This window comes from Aliiroseovarius sp. F20344, from assembly GCF_023016155.1.
Classification (GTDB): domain Bacteria; phylum Pseudomonadota; class Alphaproteobacteria; order Rhodobacterales; family Rhodobacteraceae; genus Aliiroseovarius.
Genome location: NZ_JALKBG010000008.1, coordinates 200,923 through 219,133, shown reverse-complemented (window position 1 = coordinate 219,133; position 18,211 = coordinate 200,923). Strand labels below are relative to the sequence as shown.

General features: G+C 55.1%; 18 protein-coding genes. 15 read left to right on the top strand and 3 right to left on the bottom strand.

Going from position 1 to position 18,211, the window contains the following annotated elements; translation table 11 throughout:
* Positions 1-120: 120 nt before the first annotated feature.
* On the top strand, positions 121-1,023 hold the full coding sequence (locus MWU55_RS10210; protein WP_246936071.1) for a LysR substrate-binding domain-containing protein: 903 nt from the start codon (positions 121-123) through the stop codon (positions 1,021-1,023).
* Between the two features lie 91 nt (positions 1,024-1,114).
* On the opposite strand, the gene MWU55_RS10205 is transcribed toward MWU55_RS10210, so the two are convergent.
* On the bottom strand, positions 1,115-1,672 hold the full coding sequence (locus tag MWU55_RS10205) for a CIA30 family protein (RefSeq protein ID WP_246936069.1): 558 nt from the start codon (positions 1,670-1,672) through the stop codon (positions 1,115-1,117).
* A 297-nt stretch (positions 1,673-1,969) separates the two neighbouring features.
* Here MWU55_RS10205 and MWU55_RS10200 point away from each other — a divergent pair, with 297 nt between their 5' ends.
* From MWU55_RS10200 to MWU55_RS10185, 4 genes are read left to right on the top strand one after another with little or no spacing between them, the layout of a single operon-like run.
* A complete protein-coding gene (locus MWU55_RS10200; protein WP_246936067.1) occupies positions 1,970-2,377 on the top strand; it encodes a DUF393 domain-containing protein in 408 nt (135 codons plus the stop codon).
* Positions 2,374-2,826 carry a TspO/MBR family protein gene (locus tag MWU55_RS10195; protein ID WP_246936064.1) on the top strand — a complete coding sequence of 151 codons (453 nt, stop codon included), beginning with the start codon at positions 2,374-2,376 and terminating at the stop codon, positions 2,824-2,826. Before MWU55_RS10200 ends, MWU55_RS10195 begins: the two co-directional genes overlap by 4 nt.
* Complete coding sequence (locus MWU55_RS10190; protein WP_348646228.1) at positions 2,775-3,503, top strand: SDR family NAD(P)-dependent oxidoreductase; 729 nt, start codon at positions 2,775-2,777, stop codon at positions 3,501-3,503. Before MWU55_RS10195 ends, MWU55_RS10190 begins: the two co-directional genes overlap by 52 nt.
* Complete coding sequence (locus MWU55_RS10185) at positions 3,500-5,056, top strand: cryptochrome/photolyase family protein (RefSeq protein ID WP_348646227.1); 1,557 nt, start codon at positions 3,500-3,502, stop codon at positions 5,054-5,056. The genes MWU55_RS10190 and MWU55_RS10185 overlap by 4 nt, the downstream gene beginning before the upstream one ends.
* Positions 5,057-5,172: 116 nt before the next feature.
* Here the strand turns inward: MWU55_RS10185 and MWU55_RS10180 are convergent, their stop codons facing one another.
* Entirely contained in the window at positions 5,173-6,075 is a 903-nt protein-coding gene (locus MWU55_RS10180) for a LysR substrate-binding domain-containing protein (RefSeq protein WP_246936061.1), read from the bottom strand.
* A gap of 121 nt (positions 6,076-6,196) precedes the next feature.
* Here MWU55_RS10180 and MWU55_RS10175 point away from each other — a divergent pair, with 121 nt between their 5' ends.
* From MWU55_RS10175 to MWU55_RS10165, 3 genes are all read left to right on the top strand, one after another.
* A complete protein-coding gene (locus MWU55_RS10175) occupies positions 6,197-7,210 on the top strand; it encodes a D-cysteine desulfhydrase (RefSeq protein ID WP_246936057.1) in 1,014 nt (337 codons plus the stop codon).
* Between the two features lie 3 nt (positions 7,211-7,213).
* Positions 7,214-7,921, top strand: coding sequence for an amino acid racemase (locus MWU55_RS10170; protein ID WP_246936053.1), 708 nt, complete (start codon positions 7,214-7,216; stop codon positions 7,919-7,921).
* Between the two features lie 63 nt (positions 7,922-7,984).
* Positions 7,985-8,332, top strand: a complete 348-nt coding sequence (locus MWU55_RS10165; protein ID WP_246936050.1) for a RidA family protein — start codon at positions 7,985-7,987, stop codon at positions 8,330-8,332.
* A 4-nt stretch (positions 8,333-8,336) separates the two neighbouring features.
* Here the strand turns inward: MWU55_RS10165 and MWU55_RS10160 are convergent, their stop codons facing one another.
* The gene (locus MWU55_RS10160; RefSeq protein WP_246936047.1) at positions 8,337-9,221 is read right to left on the bottom strand and encodes a LysR family transcriptional regulator; all 885 of its coding nucleotides are present in this window, start codon (positions 9,219-9,221) and stop codon (positions 8,337-8,339) included.
* 270 nt (positions 9,222-9,491) lie between these two features.
* On the opposite strand from MWU55_RS10160, the gene MWU55_RS10155 reads away from it, so the two are divergent.
* The 7 genes from MWU55_RS10155 to argE all read left to right on the top strand — a co-directional run bounded on the left by MWU55_RS10155 (position 9,492) and on the right by argE (position 18,203).
* Positions 9,492-10,457 carry a glycine betaine ABC transporter substrate-binding protein gene (locus tag MWU55_RS10155; protein WP_246936045.1) on the top strand — a complete coding sequence of 322 codons (966 nt, stop codon included), beginning with the start codon at positions 9,492-9,494 and terminating at the stop codon, positions 10,455-10,457.
* Between the two features lie 86 nt (positions 10,458-10,543).
* On the top strand, positions 10,544-11,599 hold the full coding sequence (locus tag MWU55_RS10150; RefSeq protein ID WP_246937857.1) for a betaine/proline/choline family ABC transporter ATP-binding protein: 1,056 nt from the start codon (positions 10,544-10,546) through the stop codon (positions 11,597-11,599).
* Positions 11,596-13,146, top strand: a complete 1,551-nt coding sequence (locus MWU55_RS10145) for an ABC transporter permease subunit (RefSeq protein WP_246936042.1) — start codon at positions 11,596-11,598, stop codon at positions 13,144-13,146. Before MWU55_RS10150 ends, MWU55_RS10145 begins: the two co-directional genes overlap by 4 nt.
* Positions 13,143-13,862: an alpha/beta hydrolase gene (locus MWU55_RS10140; RefSeq protein ID WP_246936039.1), complete on the top strand. Its 720-nt coding sequence runs from the start codon at positions 13,143-13,145 to the stop codon at positions 13,860-13,862. Before MWU55_RS10145 ends, MWU55_RS10140 begins: the two co-directional genes overlap by 4 nt.
* Positions 13,863-14,461: 599 nt before the next feature.
* Positions 14,462-15,835, top strand: a complete 1,374-nt coding sequence (locus MWU55_RS10135) for an aspartate aminotransferase family protein (RefSeq protein WP_246937855.1) — start codon at positions 14,462-14,464, stop codon at positions 15,833-15,835.
* 10 nt (positions 15,836-15,845) lie between these two features.
* Positions 15,846-17,030, top strand: coding sequence for a M24 family metallopeptidase (locus MWU55_RS10130; RefSeq protein ID WP_246936036.1), 1,185 nt, complete (start codon positions 15,846-15,848; stop codon positions 17,028-17,030).
* A 3-nt stretch (positions 17,031-17,033) separates the two neighbouring features.
* Positions 17,034-18,203 carry an acetylornithine deacetylase gene (gene argE, locus MWU55_RS10125; protein ID WP_246936022.1) on the top strand — a complete coding sequence of 390 codons (1,170 nt, stop codon included), beginning with the start codon at positions 17,034-17,036 and terminating at the stop codon, positions 18,201-18,203.
* Positions 18,204-18,211: the final 8 nt, after the last annotated feature.

The following is an 18,211-nucleotide window of genomic DNA, read 5'->3' as shown; positions in this document are numbered from 1 at the left end:
AGCATTTGGGAAAGCCGAAAATAATTCAAGTTAATTTTTTTTGACACCTATTATAACATTTCATTATTAGTTAACCCTGAGTGACCAACACAGTTAGTTCGAGATTGCGAGGCTAAGACATTGAAATTTAAGCTAAGACAACTCGAAGCGTTTCATGCCGTCGCAGAGACCGGAAGTATGACAAAGGCAGCCTCAAGATTGGGTGTGTCGCAGCCAGCAGTAAGCCGTCTGCTTGCAGATTTTTCGGCTTCGGTGGGATTTGAACTCTTCACGCGCAGTCGCGGAGGTCTCGAGCCCACCAGCGATTCGCGATATCTGTTGGCGGAAGTTCGACGCATTCTCGACAGCCTTGATCATCTTGATGACCTGCGTCGCGATCTGACTGAAAGGACAAGGGGACATATCCGGATCGCCTGCCTGCCCGGCTTTGCGACCAACCACCTTCCGGGCGTGCTGGTCCGGTTCTTGAACGAAAGACCAGGCGTTACCGTTTCACTGGAGCCTGACCGTCCGGAACGGATTCTGGAATGGATCATTGGCGAGCAATATGACTGCGGTATCACCGACGGCTTTCTGGGCCATCCGGCCACACACAGTCAGGATCTGTACATCAAATCGGCCTGCATCCTACCCACGGGCCATCCCCTTGGTGAGAAAGATGAAATTTCGCCAAACGATCTTGCGACCGAACGGATGATCCATACACGGCGTGACAGCCAGTTCTTCCAGCACCTATCGCGCGCATTCACGGAGTGTGGTGAAGAAATAAACAGCCTTGTCGAAGTCAGACAGTTTACTACTGCCTGCACAATGGTCAGGGAAGGATTAGGGGCCGCCGTTGTCAGTGCCATCGATGCCGAAGCTTACCGCTCTTCTGGAATTGTCATCCGTCCATTTCAACCGAACATTTTTCATCGCTTGTCGATCCTTCAACCCGCGTCGGGCCCAAGCTCGCCCGTTGTACTAGATTTCATTGATGATTTCGTCGAAAGTCTGCAGCCGTTCCTCGTTGCGAAACCATAGTGGTTTGAACTCATGACCGCGCTGTCATGGGACTGAGCTTTTCCGCCTTTCTCACCGACCAAATAAAAAAGGAACCGAAGGTGCTTAAGGATCAATAGAAACCAATTTCCATAACATCCACACTGGCTTGGTGGTCTCGGCCAAAGGCAACCACACCTACTGACTTTACAGAACCCGCGCGCGGCTCTGATCTGAGCATCCGGCCGGAAGCCTTGAAGGCCGAAAAGGGAATACGCACTTCCGTCCACTGTGACGTGACTTCGAAACTTGCTTGGTAATACTGCCACGGCAATACCGTTCCACCGGTCCGGAGGTGTATGAAATAGGTTTGATCGTTCCCTCGGGTGATGAGCCTTACACCCTCTGTATCATTCGAAAGCTTCGCATTGAGTTCCGTCCGAAACTGAATGAAGCCACCACGGTTCTCAGTGCTGACATTCCCAGTCAATCGCGCAAATCCAGCCCCGTTTTCCTCCTTAAAGCTCACCTGACCTGTTGATACGCCGCCCATTACAGTGTCGGCGAAGAACTCCCAACGGCTTTGGGGGTCATTACCGAAAGTTTCCAGCATCACTTGTTCTCCGAAAGCGGATGTCGCGAAACAACCGAATGACAGGCAAAAGCCCAGAGCCGCTGCAAGTGTCTTCATTGAACTTCATCCCGATTCAATTGCGCTACAATAGAACTGTGTTTGTGCTGCCCATGTTTCAAGGACTTTTCCGCGACGGCGCTCGACTGCCCCTTGATCACTCTGGAAACGACTTTAGGAAATCTCGTCATGCTTCGAACCTAAAGTGGTCCAAAGGCGCCTTTGGACCGTACTAAGGGAAATGGGAAATGCTGAAATGATCCGATTAGCACTGTTATCCGCGCTCGATTTAGCGGCCTTCGGCGAGAAACAACTGGTATTGCCCGCGACCCACGAGCCCGTCGGAGGTCTTCTGGTTTGAAAACTACGCGCAACGTTACACCCTCGAAGCTGACTCTTTTCTACGACGGATCCTGTCCTCTTTGCACGTCGGAAATCGGATACTACAAACGGGCCGATCGCGATCAGGTCTTGGAATTCATCGACGTTTCATCAGAACAGTTTTCAGAGGATGGCAGGATTAATCGAACCGACGCAATGGCACGTTTTCACGTTAGATCAGCAGACGGTCGGCAAGCTTCAGGCGCGCGGGCATTCGTCGAGGTTTGGCGGCTTATTCCAAGCTGGCGCTGGCTAGCAAGGCTGGCAAGCCTTCCTGGCGCCGTGCGCGCTCTGGAAGTGCTATACAATCTGTTCCTAAAAGCTCGCCCCGTCTTCGTAAGCGGCTTTAGCAAATTACAAGAAGTAACTGGCAGGACCTCATGAAAAGCTTTGGCTCGTTACTTCTTTTCCTGGTTTTGGTCTTGGGGGCTGGTATCGCAATCGGAATTCTCACCGCTCCGGGCGAATGGTACGGAAATCTGCAGAAGCCGTTTTTCAATCCGCCCAACTGGGTTTTCGGCCCGGTGTGGACGGTTTTGTATCTAATGATTGCTTATGTCGGCTGGCGCGCATGGCGACACGAAAGCCGTGCTTCTCTGCTACCTCTCTGGATCGCCCAGTTGTCTTTGAACTTCTCTTGGTCGCCGGTGTTTTTTGCCGCTCAGAAGCCCGCGCTGGCGCTTGTCATCATCCTCTGCCTGCTACTGACCATAGCGGTCTTCATTCGGACCGCGTGGCAATCAGATCGACCGTCCGCTTTACTTTTCGCTCCATACATCGCTTGGGTGGGTTTCGCCTCAGCCCTGAATGCCGCGATCGTTTTTCTCAATTAACCAGGAGATCGGCTTTGGAAGGACATGCACTCGTCATTGGCGCCTCAGGTGGCATCGGTCAGGCCTTGGCGGATGAGCTGAAGGCGAGGGGCAGTCGCGTAACGTGTCTTTCTCGTTCGCATGAGGGACTGGACATCACCAGCGAAGATGCGGTGTCTACAGCCCTTGGACGTCTCGAGCCCCAGTTCGACAGGATCATCGTGGCAACCGGAATCTTGTCGGGCGAGAAAGGGCCGGAAAAGTCGCTGCAGGCTTTGTCCGCAGATGATATGGCAAACCTGTTTGCGGTGAACACGATTGGACCCGCTTTGGTTCTTAAGCATGCCAAGCGCCTACTACCGAAAAATGAAAGAGCTGTTTTTGCAGCACTCTCGGCGCGTGTTGGATCGATCGGGGACAATGGTCTTGGCGGCTGGTATTCTTACCGCGCCTCAAAAGCTGCCCTCAATCAGGTGATCAGAACGGCTTCCATCGAATTGAAGCGCACGCATAAACACCTGATTTGCGCCGCTTTACACCCCGGCACCGTGGAGACGGAGTTCACCCGGAACTACCCTCAGCACAAGACGATTCCCCCACAACAAGCCGCAGGCAACCTGCTGAATGTCATCGACGACCTTTCGCCTGACGACAGCGGACAGTTTTTCGACTGGGCCGGGAAAAGGGTTCCATGGTGAGCGCGCCCTCTGAACCGAGTACCACCAGCGACCGCCCACTTATCGTACTGATCCTGGGGGATCAGCTTTCACCCGATATGCACGCATTAAGGAACGCGAACCCGGATAAAGACATTGTTCTGATGGCAGAGGTTCTCGATGAAGCCACCTATGTTCCGCATCACAAAAAGAAAATTGCATTCGTATTCTCGGCCATGCGCCATTTTGCCCAGGAACTCAGGGCAGCCGGGTGGCACGTCAGTTATACGCGCCTGACCGATCCTGAAAACACTGGTTCGCTACGCGGCGAAGTTCAGCGCGCAGTCACCCTGCACCGCGCCGGGGGTGTAATCGTGACTGAACCAGGCGAGTATAGGTTGAAAGCCGACATGCAGGCCTGGCCTCATGAACTGGGGGTGGACATTCAGTTCTTGGAAGACACTCGGTTTCTGGCCAGCCATGCAGAATTTCAACTTTGGGCTAAGGGGCGCAAACAGCTTCGAATGGAGTTTTTCTATCGCGAGATGCGGCGGAAGACCGGCTTGCTGATGCACGATGATCAGCCCGAGGGCGGCAGGTGGAACTACGACGCCGAGAATCGTAAACCCGCCAAACACGACTTGTTCATGCCCCAGCCGTTTCAGATCAGACCAGACGCCATTACAAACGAGGTCCTTGATTTGGTCGAGGCCGAGTTTGCCGACAATTTCGGCACGCTTCGCCCGTTCTGGTACGCCGTCACACGGGACGGCGCGCATGATGCTCTCAGCCATTTCATCGAACACTCACTACCCCATTTCGGGGACTATCAGGATGCGATGCTGGACGGAGAACCATTTCTGTATCACGCGGTTCTGTCGCTCTACATCAATGTCGGCCTGCTAGACCCGCTAGAAGTATGCCGCCGCGCCGAAAAAGCGTTTCTTGATGGCGACGCACCACTCAATGCCGCCGAAGGATTCATTCGGCAAATTATCGGCTGGCGCGAATTCGTCCGCGGTATCTATTGGCTGAAGATGCCGGGTTACACAGACGAGAACTTCTTCTCTGCAGAGCGCGATTTGCCCGCATTCTTTTGGACCGGTGAAACCGATATGGCCTGTTTGGCGGCAGCAATCGGCCAGACCCGTGACTACGCCTATGCACATCACATCCACCGGTTAATGGTGACCGGAAACTTTGCCATGCTGTCCGGCGTGGATCCAAGGCAAGTTCATGAATGGTACTTAGCCGTTTATTTGGACGCCTACGAATGGGTCGAGGCGCCAAACGTCATCGGGATGAGCCAATTTGCTGATGGTGGCCTGCTTGGATCCAAGCCGTATGCGGCGAGCGGGAATTATATAGATAAGATGTCCGATTACTGTGGTCAGTGTCGATATGATGTGAAGCAGAAAATCGGCGAGTCCGCCTGCCCTTTCAATACACTCTATTGGGATTTCCTGATCCGAAACCAAGCCAAGTTGCGGTCCAACCCTCGTCTGGGGCATATCTTTCGGAATTGGGACAGAATGGACGAGGACAAACGATCCGCCTACCTGGCCCATGCAAACACAATAAAAGAAGCTCTTTAATCAATCAACACAAGCCTGTGCTTGACATAGCGCCTCTTGAGCCCAGGATTTCCACGATGTCGGCGGCCACCAGCACTTTGATGACGGTCACGCCTTCTGCGATCTTCATCACGGAGTTACTCACGCTTGGTGAGCAACTGGAATTGGTCGGTGAGATGCTGCCACACCTTTTCAGCATGATCGGGTTGGGCTTCCGAGAGGCGCACCATGCGGATGACCAAAGTTTGCGAAGGTAATACATCGTCAAGCCGCACCAGCCGGCCATTTGACAGGTGGTCTTGAACCAAAGATTGAGGCAACCACGCTATGCCAATGCCCGTCAGCGCCAGTTGCAGCATCGCCAACGTCAGGGCAGTTTCCGCGATCACCGACACAGTAGTGCCTTCAGGCAGACGCGGACTGATCTTTCGGGCGAAGACCTGTCCAAGGAAAACCTCGGATGGATAGCTGATTGTAGGAAGAAGCATCAAGTCGACAGTGTCTCGGCCATTGGGCGTCGCGACCGGGATTAATGTATCTGTCCCAAGCGTCACGGTTTCGAAGGCTTTTCCGGGGTCGTGTGTATCATCGTCAGAAAGTGCGTACATGATTGCAAAATCGACCTCTTTCGAGATGAGATGCATCAGACATTCATCCTGATTTCCCGAACGCACCCGTGTCGAGGTCTGACCAGCTTCACTCAAGGCCAGAACAACTTGCGGAGATACCGAAGTCGTCAGTGCATGCTGACAGACAAAGCCCAGTGACTTCGCAGTCTGGTCGCTGGCGGTCTTCATGGAATGACGCAACTTGTGCAACCGCGCACTTAAGTCACGTAAATCGGGCTCAAGCGCTCGAACCCCGGGCATTAGGGTGATCGGTTTGCGTCGGCGATCAAACAGGGTCGCACCTATACTGTCTTCAATAATCCGAACCCGGCGCGTAAATGCCGATTGCGTCAGCAGCCGTTTCTCGGCTGCCCGCGCCAGCGAACCGCCATCTAGAACCGCTAGAATATCATCTATCCATTCAAGTCGCATGTAACACCGATAGCGCAATCAGCGATAACTTGCAATTTCCGCAATATAATGGTCGGATTTTGCATTAGGATACACCTTTTACCGCAGATAAGTTGATTGAAACCAGAATTAGGAGCCTCCCATGCATCTTGCCCGCTTTCCCCGTCTACACCTTGCCCACTTGCCCACACCGCTGGAACCAATGAAGCGACTGTCCAAAGAGTTGGGATGCGAGATCTGGATCAAGCGCGACGATTGCACCGGCATTTCGACGGGCGGCAACAAGACCCGAAAACTTGAGTTCCTGATGGCAGAAGCCGAGGCACAAGGTGCCGATATGGTCATGACGCAGGGCGCAACCCAGACCAACCATGGCCGCCAGACTGCAGCATTTGCTGCCAAGCTGGGGGTTGATTGTCATATCCTGCTGGAAGACCGCACCGGTTATCAGGATGGCAACTACAACACCAACGGCAACGTCCTGCTTGATCACCTGCACGGCGCGACCACCGAGAAATTCCCTGGTGGCCATGACATGGTGTCCGAAATGGAAAAGGCCGCCGAGAAGTTTCGTGCTGAGGGGCGCAATGTATATGTCATACCCGGTGGCGGATCCAACCCGACCGGCGCGCTTGGCTATGTAAATGCGGCCTTCGAACTGTTGTCGCAAGCGAATGACGCGGCATTGCGGATCGACCGGCTGGTGCATGCCACCGGTTCATCCGGCACGCAGGCCGGTCTTGTCACCGGTATGTGCGCCATGAATTCGTTGGTGCCTGTTCTGGGCATCGGCACGCGCGCACCGCAGCCGAAGCAAGAGCAAATGGTATATGATCTGGCCTGCAAGACCGCGGAAAAGCTGGGCTGTCCGGGCGTGGTTAAGCGCGAAGATGTGATGGCCAATACTGACTATGTTGGTGAAGGTTATGGCCTGCCAACCGAAAGCGGGATCGAGGCGATCCGCATGTTCGCTGAACTCGAAGGTATCCTTCTGGACCCCTGTTACTCTGCCAAAGGTGCTGCGGGACTAATTGATCTGGCACGCAAGGGCGAGTTCAAAGATCAGCGTGTGGTTTTCCTGCACACAGGCGGCGCGGCGGCATTGGGCGGCTATGATTTCGCATTTGACAACAGCATCCGCTGGGTGAATGTCTGATCTATGGCAGATCTGCGTACAATCGGGGTTCTTGGTGGTATGGGCCCCGAGGCCACGCTCCTCCTTCAGCGCAAGCTGATCGAGGCCGTGCCAGCGCGCGATGACAGCGATCATATTCCCCTGCTCATCGATATGAACCCACAGGTTCCGTCGCGGATTGCCCATTTGATCGAAGGTAATGGCACAGATCCGGGTCCGACATTGGCAGCGATGGCGCGGCGGCTTCAGGCGGCCGGGGCCGTGGCTTTGGCGATGCCCTGCAACACCGCACACCACTATGCGAACGCGATCACCGAGGCCGTCGATATTCCGCTTTTGAACATGGTTGATCTGGCCGCGGAGTACGCCGTTAAAACTCTTGGAGCGGGGGGATGTGTTGGCATGTTGGCTTCGCCTGCTGTGCGACACACCCGGTTGTTTGAAACAGCTCTAACAGCACGCGGTGTGTCTGTTGTTTGGCCCAAGCGGGATGAACCCATGCTGGATGCAATCCGCTCTATTAAAGCGGAAGGTCCCGGCGCAACCTCACGCGCCGCGTTGCATGCGGCCTCTGAAGAACTGCTGAAGTCCGGCGCTAAACTGCAATTCGTCGCCTGTTCCGAGTTTTCGCTCATCGCTGACAGCGTTTCACCAGAAGCGCATGTTGTAGACACGATTGATTTGCTGACGCAGGCAATTGTCGAAACCGCTCAGATGGATGCCGCTGATTGATCGCGACTTCCTGTCTCTATCTGAACAATACGGCCTGACCCAATATTCAACGAAGGATATCCAATGACCCAGATCGAAAGAATGCACAGTACTGGTCGGATGAGCCGGATCGTCATCCATGGTGAAACCATTTATCTCTGCGGCCAAGTGGGCGAGGCTGGTGCCAGTGTGGCAGATCAGACGCGGCAAACATTGGCAAAGATCGAAAGTCTTTTGGCTGAAGCGGGCTCTGACAAGACCAAGATCCTTCAGGCGATTATCTGGTTGTCTTCGATGGATGACTTCGCTGATATGAACGCTGTTTGGGACGATTGGGTTGTTCTAGGTACAGAGCCCGCACGCGCTTGTGGTGAGGCGGCTTTGGCCCGGCCTGAACTGAAAGTTGAGATCATAATCACTGCAGCGCGCTAACGCGTCATAGAGAATCCCAAAGTCTGCGCGAAGTCGTGTCGAATGCTGCAGGATTGGACAGCGCAGAAATTGTCAGATTTGTGCGCCAGTTTTCATTCCCAATTGGCACGAGCACACCTTCGGCAAGCTCAGCTGCAATGGCCGTTTCTGGCATCCAAGCAAATCCGCTTCCGGTCACAAGTCGCCGTTTGATCGTTTCGACCAGACTGTCGACATAGATCGTTTCGATGTTCAAAGGCCGCCGCCCCATGATGTTTTCGACAACCATGCCCAAGAAAGACGACCGCTCGTAGGCCAGATAGGGGATCGGCGGGCCGTCCAGCACATCAAGATTCCAGCCAAGTGCCCGTGCAGCCTCGGTAGCCGCCACAGGCATCAACCGATCCGTCAGCAAATCCTTTCGTTCAAACGAAGACTCGTCAATCATCGGCGAGACCGAATGATGGTAGTAACACAGCATCACGTCTACAGCGCCTTCCACCAAAAGTTCGCAACAGGTGCTTAGGGAATCAGACACAACGCGGGTTCTTAGGTCGGGAATTTGACCTTGCAGTTCTTCAATTCGGCCGGCCAGGTAGTTGACCGAAATCGTGTGCAGCACCGAAAATCTAATAAACCGGCTATCTCCGCGATCAGCATCGCGTAGCGATTGTCGCGATTCAGACAGCTGCGAAATCGCCTCGAGTGCTACCGGTAAGAATTGTTGGCCAGCTTCGGTTAGCTGTACTGGATAGGTCGCTCGGTTGACCAACGGTAAACCGACCCAGCTTTCTAACGCCTTGATTCTGCGACTGAAAGCCGATTGCGTAATGTTTCGTTCGTTAGAGGCTCGGGTGAAATTCAAAGTTCGGGCTAAGCACTCGAAATCACGTATCCAGTTTAAATCCATGTCTTGCTGAAACCTGTTCTAAGCGGTGCATCTGACCATAAAGGATTCTATGCATAAAACGAATAGTTTGATGAAATGTTCGAATTGGCGCTCTTAAAACTTCGCGGTTTAGACTTTTTACAATGCCCGGCTGGCTGTCCGCGAACAGCCCCCGGTCCACATTTGCGGCGCTTTCGTCAACTCAACACAAGATCCCCGCATTGGCTGGAACCTATAAAAACTAAAAAAACAGCGCCAAAAAAAAGGCGTATCTCAACAGAGGAGACTACGATGAAAACCAACCTGAAATCACTTGGCCTAGCCGCAGCAGTGAGCGTCTTTGCGATGCCCGTTTTGGCGGCAGAAGAGGTTAAAATTGGTGTGCCGTCTTGGACTGGCGCACAGGCCATTGCTCACCTTCTGGGCGCAGTTGTCGAAATGCGCGTGGGCGGTACAGTTGAATATGTACCCGGCAACAATGCTACGATTTTCCAAGCCATGGATCAGGGCAAGGGCGACATTGACGTGCACCCCGATGTTTGGCTGCCGAACCAGGAAAGCTTTACTAAGAAATACGTCGATGAAGCGGGCACTGTGACTCTGTCTTCGAACCCATACGAAGGCAATCAGGGTTTCTGCGTGTCGCAGGACTTTGGCGAAGCCAACAACATTACCGATATTGCCGACCTGGGCCGCCCAGACGTGGCTGCTTTGATGGACAGCGACGGGAACGGCAAAGGTGAGATGTGGATTGGTGCTCCGGGTTGGGCTTCGGCCAACGTCAACGAAGTTAAAACCCGCGACTACGGCCTACTTGATTTCATTGAACCCGTCCGCGCCGAAGAAAGCGTCAAGACCGCACGCATCAAAGACAGCATCGCCAAGGGTGAAGGCTATGCCTTCTATTGCTACAAGCCGCATGCTGTTTGGTTCATGTTCGACGTCAAAATGCTGAGCGAACCGGCGTATGATCCGGCAAAATATGTCATGGTGCAGCCATCCGATGATGCCGATTGGTATGACAAGTCCATGGTTGCCTCGAAAGACGCATTGAAGAACGTGCAGATCGCTTGGTCGAATTCGTTGGAAAGCCGCTCGCCAGCAATTGCCGAGTTCTTTGCGAATTTCTCGCTGACGGCTGACGACGTTTCGGGCTTCGCTTTTGAAATCAGCGGCAAGGGCCGTGACCCAGCAGAAGTTGCGCGCGAGTGGGTTGAAGCGAACCCAGATCGCGTAGACGCATGGCTGGGGCTCTGATCCCATAATTGCTGAAAAGACTGCCGACACCAGAACCCTTTGGTGTCGGCCACTCCATCCAATCAGAAAATACCGGGATGACGCGCATGACCCCTGAAACCGTTGTGGAAATTTCCAATGTCTGGAAAATTTTTGGGCACAAGCCCGAAGCCGCATTGCAGGCGATCCGTGACCGGGGCCTGAGTAAGGCAGACGTTCTTGCAGAAATGGGCGCTGTCGTTGGCGTTGCCGATGTCAGCCTATCGGTCAACCGTGGTGAGATTTTTTGCATCATGGGCCTTTCTGGCAGTGGCAAATCCACGCTGGTACGTCATTTCAATCGTCTGCTGGAACCCACTGCAGGCAAAATCGAAATCGAAGGGACCGACGTCATGGCGCTTGGTCCAAGCGAACTTCAGGCCTTCCGCAACCGCAAGATTGGCATGGTGTTTCAGAACTTCGCTCTGATGCCGCACCGATCGGTTCTGGACAACGTCGCGATGCCTTTGGAAATTCGCCAAGTTGCCAAGAATGAACGTATGCGACAGGCCGCGGCAATACTTGATATTGTCGAACTTGGCGCTTGGGGTTCAAAGTTTGCCCATGAACTCTCAGGGGGCATGCAACAGCGCGTCGGCCTTGCCCGCGCTCTGGCTGCCAACCCTGATGTGTTGTTGATGGACGAGCCTTTTTCGGCGCTCGACCCGTTGATCCGCCGCCAACTTCAAGACGAGTTCATCCGCCTGTCCAAAATCCTGAAGAAAACCACGATCTTCATCACCCACGATCTTGATGAAGCAGTACGTATCGGCGACCGGATCGCCATCATGCGCGACGGCAAGATGGTGCAGATGGGCACAGCAGAAGACATTGTTATGCATCCGGCAGACGACTATGTGGCCGATTTTGTAGCAGGCATATCGCGCCTGAAAGTCGTGCATGCCCATGCCGTCATGCAGCCTCTCGATACCTATATCACCCAGAACGGCCCGATCGCTGCCGACGCGCCGCGGGTAGGTGAAAGCGAAACCCTGAGCAATCTTATCAACATGGCAATCGACGATGAAAAGCCGATCATTGTTCAGTCGGACGGGAACGACCTGGGGGCTATCACCCGCGCTGATCTATTGCGCACCGTGATCGAAGGGACAGAAGTATCATGAGTGAGCTTGAAGAATTGGGCGTTAACCCCTTAGAAGATACCGAAAGCGAAGCAGCGCTCGCATATGCAGAAGAGCGACGCGAGAACATCCGGGCCTTCGTTCGCACCAGCCCAGACTATTACATCCGTAATTTTGACAAGATCGGCGCGTCATCCCGGTTTACCGCCACATTCAACCTAATGGCTGGCCTATTTGGCCCAATTTGGTTCGGCGCACGCGGGTTATGGTCTTGGGCCCTGCCATTCCTGATCCTTGAAACCATTGCATTTGTGCAAATAGCCCGTGGTCTTTTTGGCGATCTGGCGGCGGATGCCATGGCCCGCATTGCCTCGATCGAAGGCACTCTTGAACTGCGCCGCGAGCAACTTGCGGCAGCCATTGAAAGCAATTCCGAAAAGATTGACGTTTATCGCCGCACCGTTGAGTCACTGGAAGAAAACATCGGCGGTATCCGCGCCGAGGCCGAAGCACTGGCTGCCGAAGGCCCCATGATTGTTCTGACCGGTATCGTCATTCTACTGATCGCCAAGACCGCACAGTCGCTGGTCGCCAATTGGGCGCTTGAGGCAAGGTTCTCTGATTGGCTGTCTGATCGCTCGGTTCGCTCGGCCATGCCGGTTACCCATATCGTGTTCAGTGCGATCTTCATGTTGTTGATCGTGGCGGCCGCCATGCTTCACTATAGCTTCCCGGGTCGCTTCTCACTGCTTAGCCACTTCCCTACTGATCCTGACATTCGCTTGACCAGCATATCTTGGGTGGAGGAATTTATCGCTTGGTGCGTTCGCAATTCTGAAGCTTTCTTTGATGGCCTGACGTTCGGCATTCGTGCGCTTCTTGATGCGCTTGAGGTCATACTTGTTCAGACCCCCTGGATCGTGATCGCCAGCCTAATCGTGTTGTTGACATGGCTCACCGCAGGCATTCGCACGGCCATCTATTCTGGCGCTTTCCTGGCTTACATGGGCCTTCTGGGCTTTTGGGAGGCGGCAATGACGACGCTGGCACTGCTGGGCACTGCGGCTTGCCTGTCGATTGTGATCGGCATTCCATTGGGCATGTTCGCCGCGCGCCGTCCGCGGTTTTACAGCTTCATTCAGCCAATCATGGACTTCATGCAAACCATGCCCGCCTTCGTCTTCATGGTGCCCGTGATCGCGTTTTTTGGCGTCGGCAAACCGGCTGCGGTTGTGGTAACCATGATCTTCGGCGGCACCCCAGTCGTGCGTTTGACGGTGCTGGGCCTGCGCGGCGTGCCTGAAAGCGTGCGCGAAGCGGCGATCAGCTTTGGTGCCAACAAATGGTATCTATTGACCAAGGTCGATCTGCCTTTGGCCAGCCCTTCAATCCGCGCAGGCATCAACCAGACCATCATGCTGTCGTTGGCAATGGTCGTCGTCGCCTCGTTGATTGGTGCCAAGGGGTTGGGTGAAGATGTCTTAGAAGCTCTGCAATATGCCAATGTCGGTCAGGGTATCCTCGCTGGTTTCTCGATCTTGTTCTGCGCCATGATCCTTGATCGCATCGTACAAGGTGGCCGCAAATGAACCCAGTTGTCTTTGTTCATGGGTTTATGGGTGGCAGTCGACAATGGCAGGGGCAAATTGACCCTGAAGCTGGATATGAGGTTATAAGCCTGGACCTACCGGGATATGGCGAGAATGCGCATTGCGATGCACTGGACAGTATTGCTGGATATGCCGAATGGTCTTTGGGCGATCTTAGCGCGCGCGGTGTCGAGCGGTTCAACTTGGTTGGCCATTCGATGGGCGGCATGGTTGCACAAGAGATGGTCGCGCAAGCTCCGGAACGTGTTGACAGGCTTGTGCTTTATGGCACCGGTGCAACGGGTGTCCTTCCCGGTCGGTTCGAGACCATCTGCACTTCCAAACGCCGTGCGCTTGCAGACGGGCCTCAGTCCACCGCCAGACGGATCGCAGCAACTTGGTTTCTTGAGCGGGAAAATGCAGCTGGCTATGAGACCTGTGCGACAATAGCTGAGCAGTGCGGACTAGAAGCCATGCTCAACGGGCTCGATGCGATGGAAAACTGGAGCGGCGTTGAGCGACTGGAGAGTATTCAGAACAAAACCTTGGTTGTCTGGGGTGACGAGGATCGCACCTACCCATGGCGTCAGACCGAGCAATTGTGGAAATCCATTTCCAACGCGAACCTTTCAGTCATACCGGGATGCGCCCATGCCGCACATTTGGAGAAACCCGGGCTATTCAACAGCGTTTTGAGAGATTTCCTTACCGTTTGACAAGACGGCGAAAAGAAACGACTGCACGAAATAAACCAGTTGGCAAAATTGCTTTGAATACACTCTTCACCGTGCAAATTCACTTCACGAGTAAAGAGGATGCTACGCATAGCGCGAATGCTCAGTTCAGAGAATCTGGACAGAAAACAGTGGAAACGCAGCGAAAGATAAACACGAAAGTAACACAAGGCTGCATGCAAACTGGTGACCCAATTTGCGAACGGAAAGAGATCGCCGCCCCGCCTTGAGATACCGGCGAAAAGCCTATTATTAATCCTGCGGACTGAACAAAGGCCGCGACCAAACAAAGCCGACTGTGACGCTTTGAATGGGCAACCCAAAGCTTACCTTCACAACCAATGGTGCAGCCATCTTGTTTCAAAATCCGCCAAGTCAATCGTCCCTTGGTTATAATTATTCATTGCTGAAGCTAGTGCCTTCATGCATCTATTGGATTGCCCAGACAATAAAGGCATTGCGCGCTGCTGTCGGGGTGAGCGGAGCCCGTCTGCTCTGGTTGGACCCTCTCGGTTTGATGCGTGCAACAGGCTCCTTTCATGACAACCGGCGGCGCGCCGCCCGAACCTGAAGGGCACACAATGCTTCACAACGACCAACTTGAAACCTGGGATCGTGAAAACTTCTTCCACCCATCGACACATCTGGCCGAGTTTGCACGAGGCAACGTTCCTCATCGCGTGATCACCGGTGGCAACGGCTGTCACATCGAAGATCGCGACGGGAACCGTCTGCTGGATGCCTTTGCCGGTCTTTACTGTGTGAATGTGGGCTATGGCCGATCCGAAATCGCAGACGCCATCGCCGATCAGGCCCGCGAACTGGCCTATTACCATTCCTATGTCGGGCATGGGACCGAGGCGTCGATCACCCTGTCCAAAATGATCCTTGATCGGGCGCCTGATCACATGTCGAAGGTCTATTTCGGTCTGTCCGGATCGGATGCGAATGAAACCAACATCAAGCTGATCTGGTACTACAACAACATCCTTGGCCGCCCCGAGAAGAAGAAGATCATCTCGCGCTGGCGGGGGTATCATGGGTCCGGGCTGATGACAGGATCGCTCACTGGTCTTGAACTGTTTCACAATATGTTCGACCTGCCGTTGGCGCAGGTGATCCACACCGAAGCGCCTTATTATTTCCGCCGCCCGGATCTGGCACAAACCGAGGCCCAGTTCGTGGCCCATTGCGTATCCGAGCTGGAAGCGCTGATCGCGCGTGAAGGCGCTGACACCATTGCCGCCTTCATCGGCGAGCCGGTGCTGGGCACGGGTGGGATCGTCCCGCCCCCTGCAGGCTATTGGCAGGCGATCCAAGCCGTACTTGAGAAACATGACATCCTTTTGGTCGCGGACGAGGTTGTTACCGGGTTTGGCCGGTTGGGGACAATGTTTGGGTCCGAGCATTATGGCCTGCGCCCAGACCTGATCACCATCGCCAAGGGGCTGACATCGGCCTATGCGCCGCTGTCGGGAACCATCGTTTCCGACAAGATGTGGAAGGTGTTGGAGCAAGGAACGGACGAAAACGGCCCCATCGGCCATGGCTGGACCTACTCCGCCCACCCGATCGGTGCGGCCGCCGGGGTCGCCAACCTGAAGCTGATCGACGATCTGGATCTGGTCGCGAATGCCGGCGCAGTAGGGGCTTATCTGAACAAAGCGATACAGGACGCACTGGGATCCCACGCAAATGTGGGCGAGGTCCGCGGTGAAGGGATGCTCTGCGCGGTCGAGTTCGTGGCCGACAAGAGCAGCCGCAGCTTCTTTGATGCCAGCGACAAAATCGGCCCGCAGATTGCCGCCAAGCTGCTGGAACAAGACAGCATCATCGCCCGTGCCATGCCTCAAGGTGATATACTGGGATTTGCGCCGCCGTTTTGCCTGACAAAAGAGGAGGCGGACCTGATCGCGGGCGCGACCGCCCGCGCTGTTCACGCAGTTTTGGGCTAAGGAGATTTCGATGACAGCAACCAACGCACCCTTCAGCCAAACAGAATACGATCGCAGGATCGCCCTGACCCGCGCCGCAATGGCTCAGGCCGGGCTGGACGCGATCTTTGTCACTGACCCGTCAAATCAAGCTTGGCTGACCGGCTATGATGGCTGGTCCTTCTATGTCCATCAGGGCGTGATCCTGACGATGGAGGGCGAACCGATCTGGTGGGGTCGCTACATGGATATGATGGGCGGGCGCCGCACTTGTTGGATGGATCACGAAAACATCCTTGGCTATGGCGACCATTTCGTTCAGTCGACCGTGGTTCATCCGATGCAAGACCTTGCCGCGCAGCTGAAAGCGCTCGGTTTCAGCACCGCCCGTATCGGCGTCGAGATGGAGAACTATTACTACTCGGCCAAGGCCCATGCGGTCCTGACAGACGAGCTACCCGAGGCTAAACTTGTGGATGCGACGGCCTTGGTTAACTGGCAACGGCTGGTCAAGTCCGAGGACGAGATTGCCTTCATCCGCAAAGCTGCACGCATTTCCGACAAGGTCGTCCAGACCGCAATTGACCGCGCCGCACCGGGTGTACGCAAGAACGATCTGGTGGCGGATATCATGCATGCGGGCATCACCGGGGTCGGCGACGATTGGGGCGACTATCCCGCGATCGTCCCCCTGACGCCCTCCGGCCTCGACGCCACTGCCGCACACCTGACATGGAACGGCGCCCCCATGCGCGAAGGCGAAGCGACCTTTTTTGAGCTGTCGGGCTGCTATCGCCGATATCACGCGCCGCTGTGCCGGACGGTGTTCCTTGGCCAACCCTCGGACGAGATGTTGCGCGCTGAGGGGGCGCAGCTTGAAGGCATCGAAGCGGGTTTGAACGCGGCCCGCGCGGGCAATCGCACCTGCGACATCGCCAACGCTTTCATGGATGTTCTTGCCAAGCATGGGATCGAGCGGTCGGGCCGCATGGGCTATCCCATCGGCCTCAGCTACCCGCCGGATTGGGGCGAACGTACCGCGTCGATCCGCAGCGAGGATGAGACGGTGCTGAAACCCGGCATGGTCTTCCACTTCATGCCCGCGCTTTGGATGGACAGCTGGGGGCTTGAGACCACCGAAACCATCCTGATCCGCGACGACGGCGCAGCCGAGCCGATGTGTAGCATCGACCGCAAGCTCTTTGTGAAAGGCTAACCCATGCTGGACGAGGCCAAGCGCATCTTGAAGGACCTGATTTCCTTTCCGACGGTCTCGGCGGACAGCAATTTGGCGATGATCAGCTACATGGCCGATCGTCTGAAAAACTGCGGTGCACGGGTCGAGGTCTTCCAAGATCCCACAGGGCAGAAAGCCAATCTGTTCGCCACGCTGGGACCGAACACCGACGGTGGACTGGTCTTGTCTGGCCACAGCGACGTGGTGCCCGTCACGGATCAGGACTGGACCTCGGATCCCTTCGACATGGTCGAGCGTGACGGACGGCTTTATGGGCGCGGAACATGTGACATGAAAGGATTCATCGCAGCGACTTTGGCGATGGCACCGCACTTCGCGCAAACCCCGCGCACGGCACCAATCCACTTTGCCTTCACTTATGACGAGGAAACCGGCTGTATCGGCGCGGGGCATCTTGCCCAATCGCTGACCGAACGCGGCATACGCCCGGCCATGGCCATCATTGGAGAGCCGACCATGATGCGCATCATCGAAGGCCACAAAGGTTGCTTTGAGTATACGACGCGGTTTCAGGGTCTCGAAGGACACGGCTCCGCCCCCGATCTGGGTGTGAATGCGGTAGAGTATGCGGTGCGCTATGTGGCGCGACTATTGGAGCTGCGCGAGCAGCTGAAAGACATGGCCCCGAAAGACAGCCCCTTCGACCCGCCGTGGACGACGATGAACGTGGGTGCGCTTCATGGCGGCAGCGTGCACAATGTCATCGCCCCAAAAGCGCAGATCGATTGGGAGATGCGACCAGTGCAGAATTCGGATGCAGAGTTCGTCAAACGGGCCATCACAACCTATTGCAATGACACGCTTCTGCCCGCAATGCAGGCCGTTCATCCCGACGCCTCGATCGAGACTGAAATCATAGGCGAGGTCGCAGGTTTGATCCCGGTTGAGGACAACGAAGCCAAACGCATTCTGTCCGAACTGACCGGGGCCAATGCCGCCGATGTCGCCCCCTTCGGGACCGAGGCCGGGATCTTTCAACAGCTTGGCATGGACGTGGTCGTGTGTGGGCCGGGAAGCATCGATCAGGCGCACAAGGCGAATGAGTTTCTTGCGATCGACCAGCTGTCGAATTGCCTGATTATGTTGAGAGAAATCGATTTAGCCTTTGCCAATGAAGTTTTGGACGAATAGCCAAAGGT